14 protein-coding genes and 1 pseudogene are annotated in these 20,699 nt (G+C 73.3%); 10 read left to right on the top strand and 5 right to left on the bottom strand.

The annotated features are described in order from the left end of the window. Positions 1-91 precede the first annotated feature (91 nt). Positions 92-2,317, bottom strand: a complete 2,226-nt coding sequence (locus OG247_RS01855) for an MMPL family transporter (RefSeq protein ID WP_327250493.1) — start codon at positions 2,315-2,317, stop codon at positions 92-94. A gap of 305 nt (positions 2,318-2,622) precedes the next feature. Between OG247_RS01855 and OG247_RS01850 the strand changes: the two genes are divergently transcribed. From OG247_RS01850 to OG247_RS01840, 3 genes are all read left to right on the top strand, one after another. Next, the gene (locus OG247_RS01850; RefSeq protein ID WP_327257307.1) at positions 2,623-2,778 is read left to right on the top strand and encodes a DUF6131 family protein; all 156 of its coding nucleotides are present in this window, start codon (positions 2,623-2,625) and stop codon (positions 2,776-2,778) included. 110 nt (positions 2,779-2,888) lie between these two features. After that, positions 2,889-3,950 (top strand): fatty acid desaturase family protein, encoded by a 1,062-nt coding sequence (locus OG247_RS01845; RefSeq protein WP_327250492.1) that lies wholly within the window; start codon positions 2,889-2,891, stop codon positions 3,948-3,950. 388 nt (positions 3,951-4,338) lie between these two features. Beyond that, positions 4,339-4,746, top strand: a complete 408-nt coding sequence (locus tag OG247_RS01840) for a DUF3618 domain-containing protein (RefSeq protein ID WP_327250491.1) — start codon at positions 4,339-4,341, stop codon at positions 4,744-4,746. A gap of 218 nt (positions 4,747-4,964) precedes the next feature. Here the strand turns inward: OG247_RS01840 and OG247_RS44705 are convergent. Further along, positions 4,965-5,069, bottom strand: a pseudogene (locus tag OG247_RS44705) (ribonuclease BN); the annotation flags it as partial. A 362-nt stretch (positions 5,070-5,431) separates the two neighbouring features. Between OG247_RS44705 and lanKC the strand changes: the two are divergent. The 4 genes from lanKC to OG247_RS01815 all read left to right on the top strand — a co-directional run bounded on the left by lanKC (position 5,432) and on the right by OG247_RS01815 (position 11,903). Beyond that, positions 5,432-8,077 carry a class III lanthionine synthetase LanKC gene (gene lanKC / locus OG247_RS01830; RefSeq protein ID WP_327250490.1) on the top strand — a complete coding sequence of 882 codons (2,646 nt, stop codon included), beginning with the start codon at positions 5,432-5,434 and terminating at the stop codon, positions 8,075-8,077. Next, positions 8,064-8,201 (top strand): SapB/AmfS family lanthipeptide, encoded by a 138-nt coding sequence (locus OG247_RS01825; protein WP_254386476.1) that lies wholly within the window; start codon positions 8,064-8,066, stop codon positions 8,199-8,201. The genes lanKC and OG247_RS01825 overlap by 14 nt, the downstream gene beginning before the upstream one ends. Before the next feature lie 67 nt (positions 8,202-8,268). Continuing rightward, positions 8,269-10,119, top strand: coding sequence for an ABC transporter ATP-binding protein (locus OG247_RS01820; RefSeq protein WP_327250489.1), 1,851 nt, complete (start codon positions 8,269-8,271; stop codon positions 10,117-10,119). Continuing rightward, complete coding sequence (locus tag OG247_RS01815; protein ID WP_327250488.1) at positions 10,116-11,903, top strand: ABC transporter ATP-binding protein; 1,788 nt, start codon at positions 10,116-10,118, stop codon at positions 11,901-11,903. Before OG247_RS01820 ends, OG247_RS01815 begins: the two co-directional genes overlap by 4 nt. Positions 11,904-11,928: 25 nt before the next feature. Here OG247_RS01815 and OG247_RS01810 read toward each other — a convergent pair whose 3' ends face one another. The 3 genes from OG247_RS01810 to OG247_RS01800 all read right to left on the bottom strand — a co-directional run bounded on the left by OG247_RS01810 (position 11,929) and on the right by OG247_RS01800 (position 14,002). Further along, complete coding sequence (locus OG247_RS01810; protein ID WP_327250487.1) at positions 11,929-12,537, bottom strand: response regulator transcription factor; 609 nt, start codon at positions 12,535-12,537, stop codon at positions 11,929-11,931. Between the two features lie 236 nt (positions 12,538-12,773). Further along, positions 12,774-13,223, bottom strand: coding sequence for an SRPBCC family protein (locus OG247_RS01805; protein WP_327250486.1), 450 nt, complete (start codon positions 13,221-13,223; stop codon positions 12,774-12,776). A 317-nt stretch (positions 13,224-13,540) separates the two neighbouring features. Beyond that, on the bottom strand, positions 13,541-14,002 hold the full coding sequence (locus OG247_RS01800; RefSeq protein WP_327250485.1) for a hypothetical protein: 462 nt from the start codon (positions 14,000-14,002) through the stop codon (positions 13,541-13,543). Positions 14,003-14,589: 587 nt separating this feature from the next. Here OG247_RS01800 and OG247_RS01795 point away from each other — a divergent pair. The 3 genes from OG247_RS01795 to OG247_RS01785 all read left to right on the top strand — a co-directional run bounded on the left by OG247_RS01795 (position 14,590) and on the right by OG247_RS01785 (position 20,689). Then, on the top strand, positions 14,590-16,323 hold the full coding sequence (locus OG247_RS01795) for an AfsR/SARP family transcriptional regulator (RefSeq protein WP_327250484.1): 1,734 nt from the start codon (positions 14,590-14,592) through the stop codon (positions 16,321-16,323). 141 nt (positions 16,324-16,464) lie between these two features. After that, on the top strand, positions 16,465-18,690 hold the full coding sequence (locus OG247_RS01790; protein WP_327250483.1) for a TOMM precursor leader peptide-binding protein: 2,226 nt from the start codon (positions 16,465-16,467) through the stop codon (positions 18,688-18,690). Continuing rightward, positions 18,680-20,689, top strand: coding sequence for a TOMM precursor leader peptide-binding protein (locus OG247_RS01785; RefSeq protein WP_327250482.1), 2,010 nt, complete (start codon positions 18,680-18,682; stop codon positions 20,687-20,689). Before OG247_RS01790 ends, OG247_RS01785 begins: the two co-directional genes overlap by 11 nt. Positions 20,690-20,699 lie beyond the last annotated feature (10 nt).

Raw genomic sequence — 20,699 nt, 5'->3', positions numbered from 1 at the left:
GCGCCCTGGACGGTGGCCGGGGCTGGGCGGAGCTGGAGGGGCGGGATGAAGCGGGGGCAGGACCGGATGGGGGAGGGTGAGCGCCTGGTGGTCAGCGGCGCGCGTGGGCGTGGGTACGGACGACGGTGCGGCTCGGAGAGCAGCGGCCCGGGGCGCACCGCCTCGCGGTGGCCGGTGGCCGCCGGGGCGGCGGCTCCGGCACCTTGGGCCTCAGCGCCTTCGGTGCCCACCAGTTCAGGCCGCCCGCCAGGCGCATGAGCGCCGGTACGAGGACGCCCCGCACGAGCGTGGCGTCGAGGAGGACGCCCAGACCCGCGCCGATGCCGAAGAACTGCAGGAGGGAGACCTGGGAGGTACCGAAGCTCAAGAGGGTGAACGCGAGCAGGGCTCCGGCTGTGGTGACGATGCCTCCCGTCCGGGCGATGCCCGTGACGATCGAGTCGGTGTTGCCTTCTCCGGCGTCGCGCGCCTCCTTGATCCGGGCCAGGACGAACACCTCGTAGTCCACCGAGAGTCCGAAGAGGATGCAGAACAGCAGCACCGGCATGGTCGTGCTGAGCGGTCCGGGCGTGAAGCCGAGCAGGCCGCTCAGATGGCCCGTCTGGAAGATCCACACCATCGCTCCCAGGACGGCCGTCAGGCTCAGGGCGTTCAGCGCGATGGCCTTCAGAGGCAGGAGCAGGCTGCGCGTGAAGCCGAAGAGCAGCACGAACGTGGTGGCGGTGATCAGGCCGAGCGCCAGCGGAATCCGGCCCCCCACCGTGTCCTTGGCGTCGACCAGTACCGCGCTCGGTCCGCCGACCAGGACCTCGGTGCCTGCCGGGGCGGGGGTCTCGCGGACGTCGTGCACGAGCTGCTGGGCCGCCCGCGAGCGGGGGTCGACCCGCGGCACCACGGAGAGCTGGGCCGGACCGTCGCCCTCGGATCCGGCGACCGGGGAAACCTGGGCGACATGGGGGAGCGCGGACAGCCTGCGGACGTAGTCCTCCTTCGCCGACCGGGGCGCCGTGCCCGTCACGGAGACGGTGAGCGCGTCGGCGCCCTTCATGTCGAACGCGTCGCGCACCAGGTCACCGGTCTGCCGGCTGGCCGCGCTCGTCGGCAGCGCCCGGTCGTCGGGGGTGGCGAAACCGGCGTGCGCGAACGGCGCGGCGAGGACCAGCAGCAGGCCGATCACCGGCAGCGCCGCGAGCAGCGGGCGGCGTACGACGAACCGCGCCAGCCCCTCCCAGAAGCGCGATCCGGAACCCGTACGGGCCCGGCGGCGCCACGGCACGGGCCAGGCGTTCACCCGCTTGCCGAGCAGCGTGAGCAGAGCGGGCAGGACGGTCACGGCGCTCACGGCGGCGATGGCCACCACGGCGATGCCCGCGTAGGCGAAGGAGCGCAGGAAGTACGGCGGGAACACCAGCAGCGTCGCGAGCGCGGCGGAGACCGTCGCGGCGCTGAAGGCGATCGTGTGGCCGGCGGTGCGCACGGTCCGGATGGCGGCCGTCCGCGGCAGGTACCCGGCGGCGAGCTCCTCGCGGAACCGCGAGACGATCAGCAGCCCGTAATCGATGCCCAGCCCCAGGCCGAGCGCCGTGGTGAGGTTCAGTGCGAACACGGACACGTCGGTGACGGAGCCGAGGACGCTCAGGACCAGCAGGGTCCCGGCGATGGCGAGGACTCCGATCAGCAGCGGCAGCGCGGCCGCCACGACGCTGCCGAACGCCAGGACCAGCAGGATCAGGGTGCCCGGCAGCACGACGGCCTCGGCCCGCTTCAGGTCGGACTCCGCGATGTCCTGGAGCTCGGCGTCGGTGAGCGCCGACCCGCCCACGTGCACGGTCAGGGCCGCGTCGGGAGCGCCGGGGGCACCGGGAGCGCCGGGGGCGGTCAGCTCCTCGCTCAGCCGCTCGACCCGCGCACCGAGCTGTTCGCCGTCCCCGTCCACGTGCGCGACCACCATGGCCGCGTCGCCGGTCCGGCTGCGCAGCTCCGCCGCACCGCCGGTCCAGTACGAGGTCACGGCGCTCACGTGCGGCTGGGCGGCGAGCCGGCGGGTCAGGTCCTCGCCCGCGCTCCGGGCCGCCGGGCCGTCGACGGAACCGTCGCGGGCCTCTGCGACGACGACCAGGTTGGGGGAGGCCCCCAGGCGCTCGGCGGCCACGCGGGCGGCGCGGCTGGACTGGGACCGGGGATCGTCGTACCCCTGCGTCTTCAGCCGGCCGGTGGCCCCCGCACCGAACACGACGGACAGCGCGAGGAACACGAGGGCGGCGAAGAGGACGAGTCCGGGACGGCGGGTCACGAAGACACCTGCGCGACGGGACATCGGGGTCTCCGATCCGGGTGGCGGCTCGTCCTGCTCTGGTGCAGGACGGTGGATTTCCACCGTGCCCCGGCCGGTGACGGGGCCGTAGCCCCTGCTATTCGTTACTTGACACGACGTGACACGTCCCCTCCGTGTCCTCCGTGCCCCCCGTACGCGCGATCATCGACCGGTTTCGCGGGGGAATTTCCACCGCGGAAGTTCAGGGCCGATCGACAGCTGAGGACGAAATTATCGGGTACACGCAATGTGAAGCACCCGGCGGATCAACCGTTCCGTCGAATTCCCGACACGAGAACGAGGCCATGATGATTTTCGCCGGACTCATCCTCCTGCTCATCGGATTCCTGACCGGAATCTCCATCCTGTGGACCATCGGGATCATTCTGCTCGTGGTGGGCGCGGTATTCTGGATTCTGGGCTCGGTCGGGCACGCGGTCGGCGGACGGCGCCACTATTGGTAGCCGGTGCGCCACGGACGCCCGGCGACTCCCACCTCCGTCAGAGGAGGACCTCGCCTGGCCGGGGTCGTGGAAGGGAGCCACGCCAAGGCTGTGGAGAGCGGCGTCCGATCATGAACTCTGTGGAGAAGGTGCGACCCCCGCCCGCAGGGGCGGAAACGGGGAGCGACTTCGCCCGGTTGTCCAAGAAGATCCAGGCGGCCGGACTGATGGGTCGGCGCCCGGGCTACTACGCACTGCGCATCACCGTCGTGATGACTCTCTACGCCCTGGGGTGCACGGCCTTCGTGCTGATCGGGAACAGCTGGTGGACCCTGCTGGCCGCCGGATTCCTGGCCGCCGTCTTCGGGCAGGTGGCACTGCTGGCGCACGACGTCGCGCACCGGCAGGTCTTCCGCCTGCGCAGGTCCAGCGAGCTGTCCGGGCGTCTCGCCGGGAACCTCGGCATCGGGATGGGATACGGCTGGTGGCAGGACAAGCACAGCCGGCACCACGCCAACCCGAACCACGAGGACCTCGACCCCGATCTCGACCCGGACATCCTCGTCTGGACACAGGACCAGGCCCGGACCGCGAAGGGGCTACCGCGGTTCCTGGGGCGCTCCCAGGCCTTCTTGTTCTTCCCACTGCTCACGCTGGAAGGCTTTAACCTGCACGTGTCCGGGATCCGGTCCCTGGCCGACGGCACCCTGAAGAACCGGGCGTGGGAGGGCATCCTCCTCTTCACGCACATCGCGGTCTACCTCGGTGCGTTGTTCCTGGTGCTTCCGCCCGGCAAGGCGATCGCGTTCCTGATGGTCCACCAGTGCCTCTTCGGCATCTACCTCGGATCCATCTTCGCCCCGAACCACAAGGGCATGCCGACCCTGCGCGGCGCGGACCGGCCGGACTTCCTGCGCCGCCAGGTGCTGACCTCCCGCGATGTGCGGGGCGGCCGGTTGACCGACATCGTGCTCGGCGGCCTGAACTACCAGATCGAGCACCACCTCTTCCCGAGCATGCCCAGCCCGCACCTGCGCCGGGCCCAGGCCATCGTCCGCGGTCATTGCCAGGAGCTCGGAGTGAGCTACCTGGAGACGAGCCTGATCAACTCCTACCGACAGACTCTCGCCAGCCTCCACCACGCGGGCGCCCCTCTCCGCCGGCCCCGCGTGCGGCAGCCCCGCACCACCTGAGCCTTCACGAATTCGCCTGTGTGAGTGGGCGGGAACGGGGCAGACGGCCCGGCGGAGGTCAATCATCATGATTCCCCTTCTTCCCCTTCTTCCCTTTCTGGACGGCAGGGAATTGCCCGCCGTTTTCCCATGACCGGAGGAGTTGTTTTCGCGTGACTGAACATGTGTGGAGTTACAATTCGACCACCGGCAGCCCCCTCGGCATCCCGCCGGCCTGATCAGACCAAGGCAGTGGGCCCGGACTCCTCGAGTCCGGGCCCACTGCCTTGGTCCGGCGCGGCCGCGCCGGGCGAACCCGGTCTCCTGTGCGTTATCGGCCCGTTACCGGGCATCCGCGCAGCAGACAGCCCAGGCAAGCGGAGAAGGATTCGAAGGAAAGGGCACCTCGATGACGAAGACCGGGTCACACGGCAGCACGTCCCTCCCCACCGCACAGGAGGTCCGGCGGCAGGTCGCGCGCACGCGGAAGGAGATCGGGCGGACGGTCGAAGCGCTGTCCTCCAAGGTGGACGCCTCGGGGCGGGCCCACGACGGGATGGCCGGCGTCAAGGGTCAGGTCGGGCAGGCCGCCGCTCGGCTGCGGGATGCGGCCGCGCACGTAGGGCGGCTCGCGGCGGACCAGGGCAACGGCAAGGGCAAGGGCAAGCACAACGGACTCGACTCCGTGCGGGGCAAGGCGGTTCAGGCCGCGGCCGCCGTGCGGAGCAGCCGTACCGCGCTGACTGCGGCCGTCGGCGTACTGGCCGGCGCCCTGATCGTCCGGCGCGCACGACGGGGGACCTCGCGACGCCGCTGACCGGCGCCGGGAGGGAGATCCGCGCCGCCCCGACCGGGGCCGCCGATGCTCAGGCCTGGGTCCGGGTGGCTACGCCCCGGGCCCGTTCGGCGTTGAAACGGGCGCCGGCGAGCAGCGCCAGGTTGGCGAACCGTAGGTGTTGAGCTCCGTGTACAGGGTGAAGAGCCCCGAGGCGGCCGGCCGGGCCGGTGCGGAACAGGATCATGACCAGGAGGCACCAAGGCGTTGACGACCAGGGTGTGGGCCGCGCGAAGCGGTGGCCGCGTGTCGGGTACCCCGTGCATCGCGTGCAGGGCGCGCCGGAACACCGCCAGGTAACTGAGGGAGGCCGCGTGGTCGGCCAGGCTGTCCGTCCAGGCATGGACGGCCGTACGCCGCAGCTCGGCGCGGGTGCGTGCCGCGCGGGCCATGACGCGTGGATGGCCTCGACGTGCTGCCGCGCGGGGGATGACGGTCATGCCGTGCGCGTGCCCGGCGGGGCCCCGCGCATGCGCCGGTGGTGGTGGCCGCCCTCATCGGGACGGTCCTGCCGGGGGCGCCGACACCCCACAGCGCCCCTTCCCGCGACCCGAAGCGGAGCCTCGTTACGCGTGAGTACTGCACACCCCATCCGTGACAGCCGTGACTGTCGGCGCCCGCGCCGCGCGTGACACGGTCAGTCCTGCAACCGACCGAGGGAGCAGGTGTGAACAAGGGGTACGCAGCCTTCTGCGACGCGGACCGGTGGTTCTACGACGCGCCGTACCGGCGGGCCGGCGAGAGCTATCCGGCCGCCCTCGCCCCCGTCCCTCCGGGATGGCGCTCGCACCGGAGCGGCGACTGGCTCGCGCTGCGTCCCACCGATGCCGAACTGCCCGCACAGGGCTGGAAGATCCATGTCTCGGCCACGCTCGACAACGCCGAGTCACTGCTGACGACGGTGTACGAGTACTGCACGGCGCGCCGCATCGCCTTCAAGTTCGTACCGAGCCGCTACCTGCTGCACCTGCGCAACGCCAAGTACGCCGACCGCGCCGCGAGCGGGAAATTCATCACCGTGTATCCCGCGGACGAAGGGCAGTGCCGCCGGATCGCGGAGGACCTCGACGCCGCGCTGGCGGGGGCGGCCGGCCCGTACATCCTCAGCGATCTGCGCTGGGGCGCCGGACCGGTCCACCTGCGCTACGGCAGCTTCACCCTGCGGCACTGCTACGACGAGCACGGCGAGCTGGTCCCGGCGATCGAGACCCCCGAAGGGCGGCTCGTACCGGACCGCCGCGGACCGGTCTTCCAGCCGCCGGAGTGGCTCGAACTGCCCGGCTTCCTGAAGCCGCACCTCGAAGCACGCTCCGCGCTCACCCTGACCGGGATTCCCTTCACGGTGGAGCGGGCGCTGCACTTCTCCAACGGCGGCGGCGTGTACGTCGGCAAGGACACCCGCACCGGAGGGTCCGTGGTCCTCAAGGAGGCCCGGCCGTACGCGGGCCTCGCCGCCGACGGAGCCGACGCCGTGACCCGGCTGCACCGCGAACGGGCCGCGCTGGAGCGGCTCGCGGGCCTCGACTGCGTCCCGTCGGTCCTCGGCACGTTCACGGTCGGCGACCACCACTTCCTGGTCCTGGAACACCTCGCGGGCAAACCGCTCAACACCTACTTCGCCCGCCGCCACCCGCTGATCGAGGCGGACCCCGAACCGGCGGAGCTCGCCTCGTACACCGAGTGGGCCCTCACCATCCACCGGAAGGTCACGGAGGCCGTCGACGCCGTGCACGCCCGCGGCGTGGTCTTCAACGACCTCCACCTCTTCAACATCATGGTGGCCGAGGACGAGGCGGGCGAACCCACCGTCTCACTACTGGACTTCGAAGCGGCCGCGCACGTCGACGAGGGACTGCGGCAGACCGTGGCCAACCCCGCCTTCGTCGCCCCGGCCGGGCGGCGCGGGTTCTCCGTCGACCGCTACGCCCTCGCCTGCCTGCGGCTCGCCCTCTTCCTCCCGCTGACCAGCCTGCTCGTCCTCGACCGGGCCAAGGCCGTGCATCTGGCCGCCGTGGTCGCCGAACAGTTCCCCGTACCCAGGCAGTTCCTCGACGAGGCCGTCGGGGAGATCCTCTCCGGCGTTCCGCAGGGCGCACCGGGTGACCGCCCGCCCGCACCGGCCGGACCGTACCTGCCGGTCGAGCCGCGGGACTGGCCCGCCGCCCGTACGTCGATGAGCGCGGCGGTGCGTGCGAGCGCCACCCCGGACCGCGAGGACCGCATCGTCCCGGGCGACATCGCCCAGTTCGCCAACCCCGGTGGAGGCACCGGCTTCGGCCACGGGATCGCCGGCGTGCTGTACGCCCTCGCCGAGACCGGCGCCGGTCCCTGGCCCGAGGCCGAGGAATGGCTCCTCGACCGGACCCTGGAGCCGCTCTCCGGCACCCCGCTCGGCTTCTACGACGGCCTGGCCGGCACGGCCTGGACCCTGCACCGGCTCGGACACCACGACCGGGCCCTCGCCCTCGCCGACCAGCTGCTGCACCAGCCCTGGGAGAGCGCGGGCCCCGACCTGCACGGCGGACTCGCAGGCATCGGCCTCGCCCTCGACGCCCTCGCCGCGGCGAGCGGCGAGGGCGAACTGCACACCGCTGCCCTGCGCTGCGCCGAGCTGATCGCCCGGCCCGGGCAGCGCCCCGCCCGCGCGGGACTGCTGTACGGCAACTCCGGCCCCGCCCTGCTCCTCGTACGGCTCTACGAGCGCACCGGTGACAAGGAACTGCTGGTCCAGGCCGCCCAGGCGCTCCACCGCGACCTCGACCGCTGTGTCACCAGCGCGTTCGGCACCCTCCAGGTGAACGAGGGCTGGCGCACGATGCCGTACCTCGGCGAGGGCAGCGTAGGCATCGGCATGGTGCTCGACGACTGGCTGGAGCACGGCCCGGACGAGCGCTTCGAGCAGGCCCGGCGCGAGATCGTACGGGCGGCCCAGGCGACCTTCTACGCCCAGCCCGGGCTGATGCGCGGCGCCGCCGGGATGATCCTGCACCTGGCCCGGACCACCACGCCGGGCCCGGGCACCGGACCCGCGGCCGTCGCCCGCCAGATCGACGCCCTGGCCCGGCACGCCGTGCCCTACCAGGGCCACCTGGCCTTCCCCGGCGAGCAGATGATGCGGCTGTCCATGGACCTCACCACGGGCACGGCCGGCGCCCTCCTCGCCCTCGGCAGCGCTGCGCCCGGTGGGCGCGCACACCTGCCGTTCCTCCCGCCGCTGCGCGAACGCGCGGCGGCCCCAGAGCCGGTCCCGTCCGGGACCGTGACCCATCGCACCACTCGAGAGAAGAAGAGGAACCGACATGACCCTTCTTGACCTGCAGTCGATGGAGACCCCGAAGGAAGAGATCACGGAGATGCACGGCGGCGGTGGCGGCGGCAGCCGGGCCAGCCTCCTGCTCTGCGGCGACAGCAGCCTCAGCATCACGACCTGTAACTAACCAGGTCACTCCGGGCCCGGGCGGTTCACCGCCCGGGCCCGCACCACGTCTTTGGAGGCGTCCGACGATGAGCCCACCCGACGCGGCGGACGGCCCGAAACGGGCGCCCGCCGAGGCGCGCGACGCCGACCGGGCACTCGTGGCGGCGGCCCGGCACAGCGCCGGGCGCACCGCCGCCGTCCTCGGATGCGCCGTGGCGGCCGCCGCGGCGGCGCTCGCCGAACCGGCGGTCCTCGGCCACACCCTCGACCTGCTGCTCCGCCGGGACCCCTCGGGCCCCACCTGGACCCTGCTGTGCGCCGCGGTCATCGCCGCCGAGGTGGCGCTGGACGCCGCGGCCGCACGTCTGACCGGCGAGGTCGACGGCCGCTCCACCGCCCGGCTGCGCAGGCTCGGGACCGCCCGGCTGCTGCGGACGGCCCCGCACCACGCGGCCCGCCACGCACCCGGAGACACCGCCGCACGGCTGACCGCGCACGCCACCGAGGCGGGGAAGGCCCCGGCCGCCGCCGCGCACGCCGTCGCCTCGCTGCTGCCGCCGATCGGCGCGGTGGCCGCGCTCTTCCTCATCGACGTGTGGACGGCGCTCGCCTTCCTCGCGGGCGTTCCGCTGCTCGCGCTCCTGCTGCGGACCTTCGCCCGCTCCACCCTGACCAGCGTCGCCCGCTACCAGCAGGTGCAGCTCGCCACCGCAGGGCTGCTCGTGGAGGCGCTGGCCGGGGCGCGCACGATCGCCGCCGCGGGTACCGCGGAGCGCGAACGCGCCCGGATCCTCGCGCGGTTGCCCGAGCTCGCCGCCGAGGGCAGGCGGATGTGGCGGGCCTACGGGGGGACGACGGCCCGGTCCGCGGCCCTCATGCCGATGCTCCTGTACACGGTCCTCGCCGTCGGAGGCATCCGGCTGTCGGCCGGAGCCCTCGGGGTCGGCGAACTCCTCGCCGCCATGCGGTACGCGGGCCTCGCGGCCGGCGTCGGCGGGGTGACCGGCGCACTGGCGGCCGTCGTCCGCGGCCGGGCGGCCGCCCGCCAGACCGCCGCCCTCCTGGCCCTGCCGGTGTTCGAGCACGGCCGGGCGGAACTGCCGGAAGGCGGCGCGGGCACCCTGGAACTGCGCGGCGTCCGGGTCGTGCGGGGCGGCTCGGCGGTCCTGCACGACATCGACCTGGTGATCCCCGGCGGCACCACGGTGGCGGTGGTGGGCCGGTCCGGCTCCGGCAAGACGCTGTTCGCCGCCGTGGCCGGCCGGCTCACCGACCCGGACGCGGGCGAGGTGCTTCTGGACGGCGTACCCCTGCGGGAGCTGACCGCCGAAGCGCTGCGCCGCGAGATCGGCTACGCCTTCGACCGCCCCGCGCTGTTCGGGGACACGGTCGGCGACGCGATCGGCTTCGGATCGGGTCCGGACCCCGGCCGCGAAGCCGTCCGGGCCGCGGCGCGTGCCGCCGGCGCCGACGCATTCGTACGGCGCCTGCCCCAGGGGTACGGCACGCACCTCGCCGATGCCCCGATGTCCGGTGGTGAGGTCCAACGCCTCGGGCTGGCCCGGGCGTTCTGCCACGCGGGCCGGCTCCTCGTACTGGACGACGCCACCTCCAGCCTCGACACCGTCACGGCCCGCGAGGTCGAGCGGGCGCTCGCGCACGAGGTCCGGCCCGGCACCCGGATCGTGGTGGCGCACCGCCTCTCTTCGGCCCTGCGCGCCGACCTCGTCGTATGGCTCGAGGACGGGCGGGTACGGGCGGCGGGCCTCCACGAGGAGCTGTGGCGGCACGACCCCGACTACCGGGCCGTGTTCGCCGCCGGGCCGGGGACGGCGGCCGGAGCGCAGGCGGCGCCGGACGCTGCCCCCGGAGCCGGGGCGGAGGCGGAAGCGGACGCCCGCCGGATGCCGGTGGGGAAGCGGGAGGTCGCACCATGACCGAGGCGGAAACCTGGCGCCGGGTCGCCCCCGAGGGCCGCCGCTTCCTGCGCGGCCACAAGCGCGCCCTGGGGCGGCTGGCGGCATGGTCGCTCCTCGAATCCGCGCAGACCTTCCTCGGCGGCTACGGAGTGGCCCGCGCCCTCGACGACGGCTTCCTCGCCGGCCGCACCACCACCGGCCTCGCATGGCTGGCCGCGGCCGGAGCCGGAGCACTGATCGGCGGGTTCGCCCTGCGCGGCGTGTTCGCCGGACTCGCGGACCTCGTGGAACCGCTGCGGGACGGCCTGATGCGGCGGGCGGTGCGGCAGGCACTGGACCGTGCGGTGGCCGACCCGGCGCGCGCACCGGACGCGGGCGCGGTGTCCCGGCTGACCCAGCAGACGGAAATGGCCCGTGACTCCTTCGCCGGACTGGTACTGACGGTACGTTCCTTCGTCTTCACCGCCGTGGGCGCCTTCGCGGGCATGGCGGCCCTGGCTCCGGTCCTGCTGCTCATCGTGCTGCCGCCCCTGCTGCTGGGCGTGGCGGCCTTCCTGGCCACGCTCCGCCCCATGGCTTCCGTACAGCGCCGGTCCCTGGACACCGACGAGGCCCTCGCGGACCGGGTGGGTGCGCTGGGGGAGGGGCTGCGCGACATCGTGGCCTGCGGTGGGCAAGCGGAGGCGCGGGCCCGGGTGGAGCCGCTGATCGCCGCCCAGGAGCGGCTGGCGCGCACGCTCGCGCGGTGGGCCGCTCTGCGCACCCTGGCCCTCGGTGCGGCGGGCCGGCTGCCGGTGATCGCGCTGCTCGCCGCGACGCCCTGGCTGCTCGGCCACGGGATCACCACCGGGGCGCTGGCCGGAGGCCTCACCTACGTGGTGCAGGCGTTGCTGCCCGCCCTCAACACCCTGATGACCGCGCTGGGTTCGGCCGGCACCCGACTGCTGGTGGTCCTCGAGCGCTTCTGCGAGCCGCCGCCGTCGCCCCCCGGCGCCCGCCGCACCGGCGAGGCGGGGGAGAGGGAGACGCCGGGGGAGACGGTGGATCCGGTGGAGCCCGACCCCGCGGCTGCCGAGTTCCGGGGTGTCACCTTCGCCTACGGCCCCGCGGCGGCACCCGTCCTCGACGGCCTCGACCTGGAGGTGCGGGCGGGGGAGCACCTCGCGGTGGTCGGACCGAGCGGCATCGGGAAGTCCACGCTCACCGCCCTGCTGGCCGGGATGCTGCCACCCGGTGCGGGGACGGTCCTCGTCGCCGGCGCCGCCGCCCGCCGGGAGACGGGTGCCACGGGCCCGGATCCGCGGCGGACCCTGCTGCCGCAGCAGGCCTACGTGTTCAGCGGCACCGTACGGGAGAACCTGACCCACCTGTCCGCGGGCGCGGACGGCTCGCTGCCCGGAGACGCCGAACTGCGGCGCGCCGTCGGCTCCCTGGGACTGGAGGGCCTCGTCGAGCGGCTGGGCGGCCTGGACGGCGAGGTGTCCCCCCGGCTGCTGTCCCGGGGGGAGTGCCAGCACCTCGCGCTCGCGGCCGCCTACCTCTCCCCGGCTCCGCTGCTGCTGCTCGACGAGGCCACCTGTCACTTGGATCCGAGGACGGAGGAGCGTGCCGAGCGGGCCCTCGCGGAGCGTCCCGGCACCCTGGTCGTCGTGGCCCACCGCGTCTCGTCCGCGGCCCGCGCCGACCGGGTCCTCGTCCTCGACGGGACCCGGGTCGTGTGCGGCACGCACGCGGAACTCCCGGCGCTCTCACCGCTCTACCGCGATCTGGTGGGCGGCTGGCACGGGACCACGGACACATGAGGCCGACCGACGCGGGCGTCGCGGATCAGACCCAGCCCGCCCCCTGGGATATCCGGATCGCGTCGATGAGGTTGCGCGCTCCGGTCTTCCGGGTCGCCGCGGCGATGTAGTTGCGTACCGTCCCGCTCGCCAGGTGCAGCGTACGGGCGATCTCGGCGATGGAATCGCCCTCCGCGGCCCGGGCCAGCACGCTGAGCTCGCGCGGGCTCAGCGGCACGGGGTCGGCCTCCATGAAGGCGGAGGCCAGCGAGGCGTCGATGAACCGTTCCCCGGCCGCGAGCTTGCGTACCGCCCGGACGAGCCGCACCGGCGAGCCGTCCTTGTCGACGTAGCCGCGGGCCTCGGCCCGGAACGCACGGTGCAGGGAACCGGGGGCACCGGTCGACGCGAGGACCAGTACCGCGGACGGTGACGCGAGGACCTGACGGTTCGCGCGTCCCGCGTCCGTCAGAGCGGCCGCCGTCCCCGGACAGTCGAGGTCGACGACCGTGACGTCTGGTCGTAAGGATTCGGCCTGGCGCACCGCGGTGCGCCAGCCCGCCGACGTCACCTGGAAGGGGCCTTCCGATCTCAGCAGCGCGGCCAGTGCCGACCGGACCAGGCTGACACTGTGCAGGACGAGGACCTTCGTCATCGTGTGGTCTCCTCGGTAGACGAACCAACGGCACCACGCGGCTGCCCCCGGACGGAGGAGATGGAACGTCACTTCAGGGGGCGCGCGGGGGCGTGTGGGCAAGTTGGCCGAGACACCGTGGAATTCGGGCTTCCTTTAGGCGGGGAATCCCCTTGAAGACCGTGCCCTTCCCGCCCCGCCGCGCCCCGGGAGGCGGTACGGGCACCCTCGCGCGCGAGCCCGGTTCGCGTCGCGGGTCAGATCTCGCCGCGCCAGGCGCCCGTCGCGACCCCGCGCGACTCGATGAACAGCTTGAACCGCTTCAGGTCACCCGCGACCTGACGTTTGACGAAGCCGAGCTTGTCCGCGGCGGACTCGGCCAGGCCGTCGGGGACCCAATTCATGTGCAGGACGACCTTGGTGGTGGTCGCGTCGATCGGCTGGAAGGTGACGAGCCCGGCCTGGCGGGCCTCCCCGCCGACCGTGATCCACGCGACGCGCCGGTCCGGGAGCTGCTCGGTGATCTGCGCGTCGAACTCGCGCTCCACCCCGTTCACGTTCGTCACCCAGTGCGTGAGGGTGTCCGTGCGCTGGACGATCCGCTCGACTCCCTCCATGAAGACGGGGAACTCCTCGAACTGGGTCCACTGGTTGTAGGCCGTGCGCACGGGGACGTTGACCTCGACGTACTCCTCGACGTGCGACATGCGATCCCCTTCCGTGTGGTCGGCGGCCCGCACCCCGCGGCGCGGGACCTGCCGCCGACATCCGCAGGCGCGGCTACCCCCACTCGGGATCCCCATGCACGGCCCGAGCGGCACGGCTCACTCATCCGTGGAAAGGCTCCGCTCCAGCAGCGCGGGAATGGTCGCGGTGAACAGGGGGACACCGAAGTGGTCTTTCCTGCCCCGTTCTGGATTCCGGGCCGTATCGGAAACGCTGCTTGCCCGCACAGACTGCGAAGTCCCCTGCCTCTGGGCGGGGGACTTCGCAATCTCTTGGAGCTGGTTCAGCAGGAGCCGGTTCAGCAGGAGCCGGTGAAGGGGGTGTGGCCGGCGTAGACGACGCCGTTGCGGTTGATGTCGACGGTCTCGCCGGGCAGGCCCATCGTGTGGCTGGCCCACAGGGCATGGCCGCCGCTGGTGTAGAGGACGAAGTTTCCGTCGCTCTGGTAGACGGCGTAGTTGCCCGAGTAGGGGTAGGTGTTGGTGGCCCAGCACACCGACTGGCCGTATCGGTGGATCTTGTACTCGACCAGGTTGCCGTCCGTCTGCATGACGAGGCGGTACCAGACCTGGAGATTGGCGATGGGGTCCCAGATGCTGCGCTGGATCATCTCGCCGGGCTGCAGGCTCTCGCCCCGGTTGAGTCGGTCGCCGTACTGGTGCTGTGCGCTGGCGGTTCCGGCTCCACCGAGTATCGCCCCGGTGATCAGGGCGGCGGTGGCCAGTGCCGTGGTGGCGGCACGGCGCAGTGTGGTCGGCATGGTGGGTCCCCTCTTGTAGCGGCGGCGCTGGTGGCCTCCGGTGGGTACGATGCTGCGCCGGACGCGCGGGGGCGGGCGAAGGTTTCGGCCTGGACCGAAAGGTCGAAGGACCCAGCCGGCTCCCGGCCGCGGTGATGGGGTACCGGATGTCGAGACGCGCGGGCCGGTCCTTGGACAAGGATGAGGATCGGCCACGGACGTTTCGGTAGTGGCGGGATATGCACCTTAATTGGATCACGACATCGTGCTTGGATGACGCCGACACAGCAATTCGTTTATGGCTGAACTGTTTTGACGGCCCATCGGTAACTCCTCGAAGTGTTCAGGTTACGCAGAGGGGAGAAATGGTCGACGGGTGTCAAATGGGTCATCCAGCGGCTCGACTTCCGCAAGATCCGTTATGTAGTGTTCCAGTTATTCACCGCCCAACGGGGGGCGGGCAGCGACTGCGGGCTTGGTCCGGACTATTTCCGGCGTGTGACGGGCCCCGCGGAGCCGGCAGACCACCGCCCCCGCCACGCTCCCTATAGGGGGAATGCGTGTCCCGACACGGGGGATCAATCATCCGGTTCCAGCTTTTGGGGCCCTTGAGCATTGCGCACGGACCCGAAACAGTCGTTCTCAAACCGTCCAAGCCGACCAGTCTGCTCGCCGCTCTCCTGCTGAATCCCGGCACCGTCGTGTCGACCACCTATCTGCTGCGTGCCGTATGGGACGAAGAACCGCCCGCCACGGCCCGCGCCGCATTACAGACGTGCGTCCTGCGGCTGCGCCGGCTATTCGCCAAGTACGGCATTTCCGCGACCACCATCGAGGCCGTCCCCGGCGGATACCGGATGCACAACGACACCGAGACCCTCGATCTCGTACTGTTCCGCGCGCTCACCGCCCGGGCCGGTACGGCGGCCGGGTTGGGGGAGGAGCTCTACCGGCTCCGGGAGGCGCTGTCGCTCTGGCAGGGGCAGCCGCTCGCCAACGTGGCCTCGCGGATGCTCCAGCAGGACGCGGTGCCCGCCCTGGAACAGGAGCGGCTTCGCGTGCTGGAGCGCGTCTGCGACCTCGAACTGGCCGCCGGGAACTGCCATCAGGTCCTGGTCGACCTCTACGAGAGCGCACGCCGCCACCCGGTCCGCGAACGCTTCACCGAGCAGCTCATCGAAGCCCTCTACCGCACAGGGAGACAGGCCGAGGCACTCGCCGAGTACCGCACGGTGCGCGACCAGCTGCGGGACGAGCTGGGCATCGACCCTGGCGCCGGACTGCGGCGCCTGGAACTCGCCATCCTGCGCGCCGAGGATCTGGCGCCCGCCCGGGAGCCGTCCGCGCGGGCGGTGACCGGGGGAGCGGCCCCCGTACCGGCCCTCGGCGCCGGTTCCGCCGGGGCGGACGCCACCCCGGTCCGGCCCGCCCGCGCGGCGCTCCCCGTACCGGCCTTCGCCGGGCGCGAAAGCGACCGCCGAGTCATGGCCGCACGGCTCACCGCCGCCGACGGACCGCGTCTGGTCGTCGTCTCGGGAGCTCCGGGCATCGGAAAGTCGGCGCTGGCCCGCCAGAGTGCCCACGAGGTTCAAGATGCCTTCCCCGGCGGGGTGTTCACCGTCCAGTTGGCGCATCCGGACGGCAGTGCGGTCACCGCGGAGGATGCGGCGCGGCTGCTGCCGGCGCCAGGACCCGGACGGCGGCTGATCGTCATGGACGGCGCGGCCGGCGCCTGGCAGGTGCTGCCGCTGCTGCCCGCCGCCGGGGACGCCTCCGTGGTCGTGACCAGCAGGCGCGGCCTGGCCGCGGTCGTCGCCACGCACGGCGGCGCGGTCCACCGCCTGGACGTCCTGCGCCCCGCCGAGGCGAACGGTCTGCTCGCCGGGCTCGTGGGCGTCGACCGGATCGCCGCCGAGCCCGCGGCGGCCAGGCGACTGGCCGCGGTGTGCGGCCACTTCCCGCTCGCCCTGCGGATCGCCGCGGGCCGGCTGCTGACCCGGCCCGGACTCTCGGTGGCGGACTGCGCGGCCTGGCTCGCCGAGGATCCCCCCTCGCGACTCGCCCTCGCCGAGGACGCCCGGCTGTCGGTGCCCGAGGTGCTGGGGCAGGCGCTCGGAGCGCTGCCCCCGGAGCTGCGGGCGGCGTTCCTCCGGCTGGGCACCCGTACCGAGGCCGACGGCCCGGCGTCCCAGGAGAGCGAGGCCGTCCTCGAACAGCTCGTGGACACCGGCATGTTGGAAGACGGGCCGCCCGGCCCGTACCGGCTCCACGACTTCCTTCGCATCTACGCGCGTTGGCACGTCCGCACGCACGAAACGGCTGCCGCTGCAGCGCCCCGTTGACCCCTCAAGTCCCTCTCACCTTCCTCCCAACCCCTCCCAACCCCTCCCACCCCCTCTCGTCCCCCTCTGCTTCCGCTTCAGCTGCCTCCCACTCCCGGTTCCTCCCCGATCCCGCCCAGACCGCACTCAGGGGTGTTTCCCATGGCTCACGCCAGCTACCAAGCCGTCGCCGCGACCCGTCCCCGGATCCGCCGGGACGTGCTGTTCACCGAGACGCCCGACGGCGTGCTCTTCCACAACGCCGACGGCGGCTTCCGCCTCACGGCCAAATCCGCGTACCGCTTCGCGACGCTGATCGTCCCCCACCTCACCGGCGAGCACTCCGTCGCCGATCTGTGCCGGGGGCTCGGCGAGGCCCAGCGGGCCATGGTCGGCGAACTCGTACGGACCCTGTACGAACGGGACTTCGCCCGGCCGGTCACCGCCCCGGCCGAGGACGGAGCCGGGCAGAGGGTGCCGGATCCGGACGTGGCCCGCCGCTACGCCCCGCAGATCGCGTACGCCGACCACTACGCGGACGACGCCGAGGCACGGTTCCTGCGCTTCCGGGAGACCCGGGTGGCCGTCATCGGCGACGACGAGGTGGCCCGCTGGTGCGCGAAGAGCCTGATACGCAACGGCTCCGCGGTCGTCGGCGTGACGGCCGGCCCCGACACCCCGGAGCTCGATGCGGAGGCCGCCGAGGCCGTGGCCGACGGCTGCCCGGTCGAACTGCGCACGCTGCCGCCGACCCCCGGACAGGAGCCCGCCTGGTCCGAACTGGCCGACTACGACCTCGTGGTGGTCACCGGCGGCCGCACCGCCCCCGCCCGGGTGCTGCCACTCCTGCGCGCCGGCATACCCGAAGGCCGCACCCTGCTGCCGGCCTGGACGTACGGCTCCGACGCCGTGATCGGCCCCCTGATGGAACACGGCACCCCCGGCTGCTGGGCCTGCGCCGCACTCCGGCTCGGGTCCGCCGCCGGACGCGGCACCGCGGCGGCCGCCGAGCTGTGGAGCGGTCTGGCCCTGCCCGGCGGCTTCGCCGCGGCCGGAACCGAGCCGGGGCGGCCACTGGCCGCGATGATCGGCAACCTGCTGGGGTACGAGGTGTTCCGCGCCACCTCGGGGGCCCTGCGCGCGGAAACCGCGGGGCAGCTGATCGTCCAGGACATGGCTTCCCTGGACGTCACGGCGGAACCGCTCCTCGCGCACCCCCGGTGCCCGTTCTGCGCACCGGGGGAGACGGAGGAGTCCCTGGCCGCCGTGGCGCCCGTGGACCTCACCGCGGCCGGCCAGTCCCGCTCGCCCGCCCTGCCGACCCTGGAGACCGCGCGCGAAGCGGACGCACTGGTCGAGGAGTTGAACCGGCGATCCACGCTCGTCCGCCCGTACGCCGGCCTCTTCACGCGCTACGCGGACGAGCCGCTCACCCAGATCCCCCTCAAGCTGAGCGTGGTCGAGCTGGGCATCGGCCACGCGGGCCCCCGGGCCATCGCCGCCTTCGACGTCCACCACGTCGCCGGGGCGCGGATGCGGGCCCTCGACGCCGCGGCCCTGGTCTACGCCGAGCACGTGGTCCCCGCGCGCGCGGTGGCGCCCCGGGCCGCCGGGGAGGCCGTCGCGGAGGGCTCGCTGACCGTCGCCTCCGGTCTGCCGGGCACGGCCGCCGTCTGGCAGCGGGCCGTCTCGCTCGTCACGAAGGAGCCGGCGCTGGTCCCGGCGGGCGCGGTACGCCCCTTCGGCCCGCACAACACCGACCGGCTCTTCGAACGCACCCGGGCCGGCGCGGGCGCCGGCCCCGCGGCCGCCGACGCGGCCGCCGCGGGGCTGCTGTCCGCGGTGTCCCACGACGCGCTGCTGAGGGCGGTACGCGGGGCCGCAGCCGTGCCCGTACCGCTGCGGGACGAGTCACCCGATGCCGAACTGACCTTTCTCGTACGGTCGTCGGAGCGGCTCGGGCTGGGCGTCGAGTTGCTGGACCTCGGCGAGGGCGCGCGGTCCGGGATCCAGGTGCTGCTCGCCCGGGCGGGGGAGCGCTGGGCCGTGGGCGCCGACCTCGACCGCCGGACGGCTGCGGCGGCCGCACTGCGGGACCTTCTGGGCGCCGTGCAGTACGAGCGGGACCCCGCCGCCTCCGGAGCGGCCGACACCGGGGACCCGCTGCTGCGGGACCTGGACGCGCGCACGCTCACGGCGTCGGTCGCCTCCCGCGCAGAAGAGGAGGCTCCCGCGGTCACCGGCTGGCCCGAGGTGCTGGACCGGCTGCGTACGGCCGGCCGCGACGCCTACCTCGTCCCCACGGGCTCCGCGGACCTGGCCTCGGCCGGGCTGCACACCGTCCGGGTGCTGCTCACCACCGCCCAGGAGCCGGGCGATGACCACTGATCCGCCCGGCCTGCCGGGTCTGCCCGGTCCGCTGACGGCCGGTCCGGAACTCGCCGACGCGCTCGGCCCGCAGGCGGCGGCCCGCTTCACGGCCCTGCTGGGCCGCGCCCTCGGGGAGCTCGGCGGCCCCCGGGTGCGCCTCTCGGTCCTGGGGCTCGGAGATGCCTTCACCCGGCCGGCGCCCGCCGCCCGGGCCGGTGACACCGCCTCCGTGTCCGTGCACCTGTACGCACACCAGGCGGTCGTCGGGCCGCCCGGCGGCTGTGCCCGCTGTCTGGAACGCCGCTGGCAGGCGGTACGGTCCGTCGCGCTCCGCGACGCGCTGGAACTGGGCGGCGGCACGCGGGCCACGGGCGACTGGCCCTACGCGCATCCCTTCGCCGTCGAGGCGCTGGCCGCGCTGATCGCGGCGGCGGCCACGGCGCCCGCGCCCGCGACGCCCGCGGCCATGGCCGCCGCGGGCGGCTTCCCCGAGGTCCGGCTGCTGGACCTGGGGACAGGCCGCGTACGCCGCTACCCGCTGGTCCCCGACCCGGAGTGCCCCGTGTGCGCAACTCCGGGGCAGGACACCGCCGAAGGGGCGGTGCTGGAGCTGCCGTCGGCACCGAAGTACCGACCCGGGGTCTTCCGTACCCGCCCCGTGGAGTCGTACGGGATCGACGTGGCAGCCTTCGCGAACCCGCTGTGCGGGGCGCTGGGACCCTCCCTCGTCCAGGACGTCTCCTCCACCTCCACATCCGCGACCATCGGCTGCTTCTCGATGCGCTCGGGCGAGTACCTGCGCGAGACCTTCTGGGGAGGCCACACGGACTCCTTCGCCCGCAGCGCCCGCGTCGGAGTGCTGGAGGGGCTGGAGCGCTACGCCGGAATGCGGGCCCGGTCGCGGACCACGAGCGTCACCGGTTCACTGAGGAAGTTCGCAGCCGATGCCGTCGATCCGCGCGAAGTGGGCCTCTACAGCGATGAGTTCCACCGACAGAACCCGCGCGTGCGCCCCTTCGACCCGGACCGGGAGATCGCCTGGGTGTGGGGCTGGTCGCTGCGCGACCGGGTGCCCCGCCTCGTACCGGAAATCCTGACGTACTATCACGCGCCCGGCATCGAGAACCGGTTCGTGCAGGAGAGCTCCAACGGCTGTGCCTCCGGTGGCAGTCAGGCGGAGGCCGTGTACTTCGGCCTGATGGAGGTCGTGGAGCGCGACGCCTTCCTGCTCACCTGGTACGGACGCCAGCCGCTGCCCGAGATCGACCCGGCGAGCAGTTCGCGCCCGGCCACGCGCTCGATGGTCGACCGGCTGGCGATGTACGGGTACCGGGCCCGGTTCTTCGACACCCGGATCACCTTCCCGATCCCCGTGGTGACGGCGGTGGCCGAGCGCTTCGACGGCGGCCCCGGCCGGATGTGCTTCGGCGCGGGGGCCGGTCTCGACCCGGAGTCGGCCCTGGACTCGGCGCTCTGCGAGATCGCCACGGACGCCGTCAACCTTCCCGGGCGCACCGAGCGCGACGAAGCCCGACTGCGTGCCATGGCAGCCGACTTCGGACTCGTCACGGCGCTGCACGACCATCCGCTCGTCTACGGGGTCCCGGAGATGGGCCGACACGCGGACTTCCTGCTGCGCTCGCAGGGGCAGGGGCAGGGGCAGGGGCAGGGGCAGGGGCACGGACGGCCGCGCACCGTGGCCGAGCTGCGCTGGCCCGACCGGTGGGGCTCGGCAGCTTCCGACGACGTGCGCACGGACCTGGAGCGGTGCGTATCGGCGGTCACCGCGGAGGGCTTCGACGTCGTGGTCGTCGACCAGACCATGCCGGAACAGCGGGCCCTCGGCCTGCACACCGTGAGCGTCCTCGTCCCCGGGCTGCTCCCCATCGACTTCGGATGGTCCCGGCAGCGGGCCCTCGGCATGCCGCGGATGTGGAGCGCCCTGTACGACGCCGGGCTGCGCGAGCGCCCGCTGGAACCCGCCGACCTCAACCCGGCGCCCCACCCCTTCCCCTGACCCGGCCCCC

Source organism: Streptomyces sp. NBC_01244, assembly GCF_035987325.1.
In the GTDB taxonomy this organism is placed as follows: Bacteria; Actinomycetota; Actinomycetes; order Streptomycetales; family Streptomycetaceae; genus Streptomyces.
The sequence above is the reverse complement of the archived record's forward strand: the minus strand, read 5'-3'. Positions and strand labels throughout refer to the sequence as shown.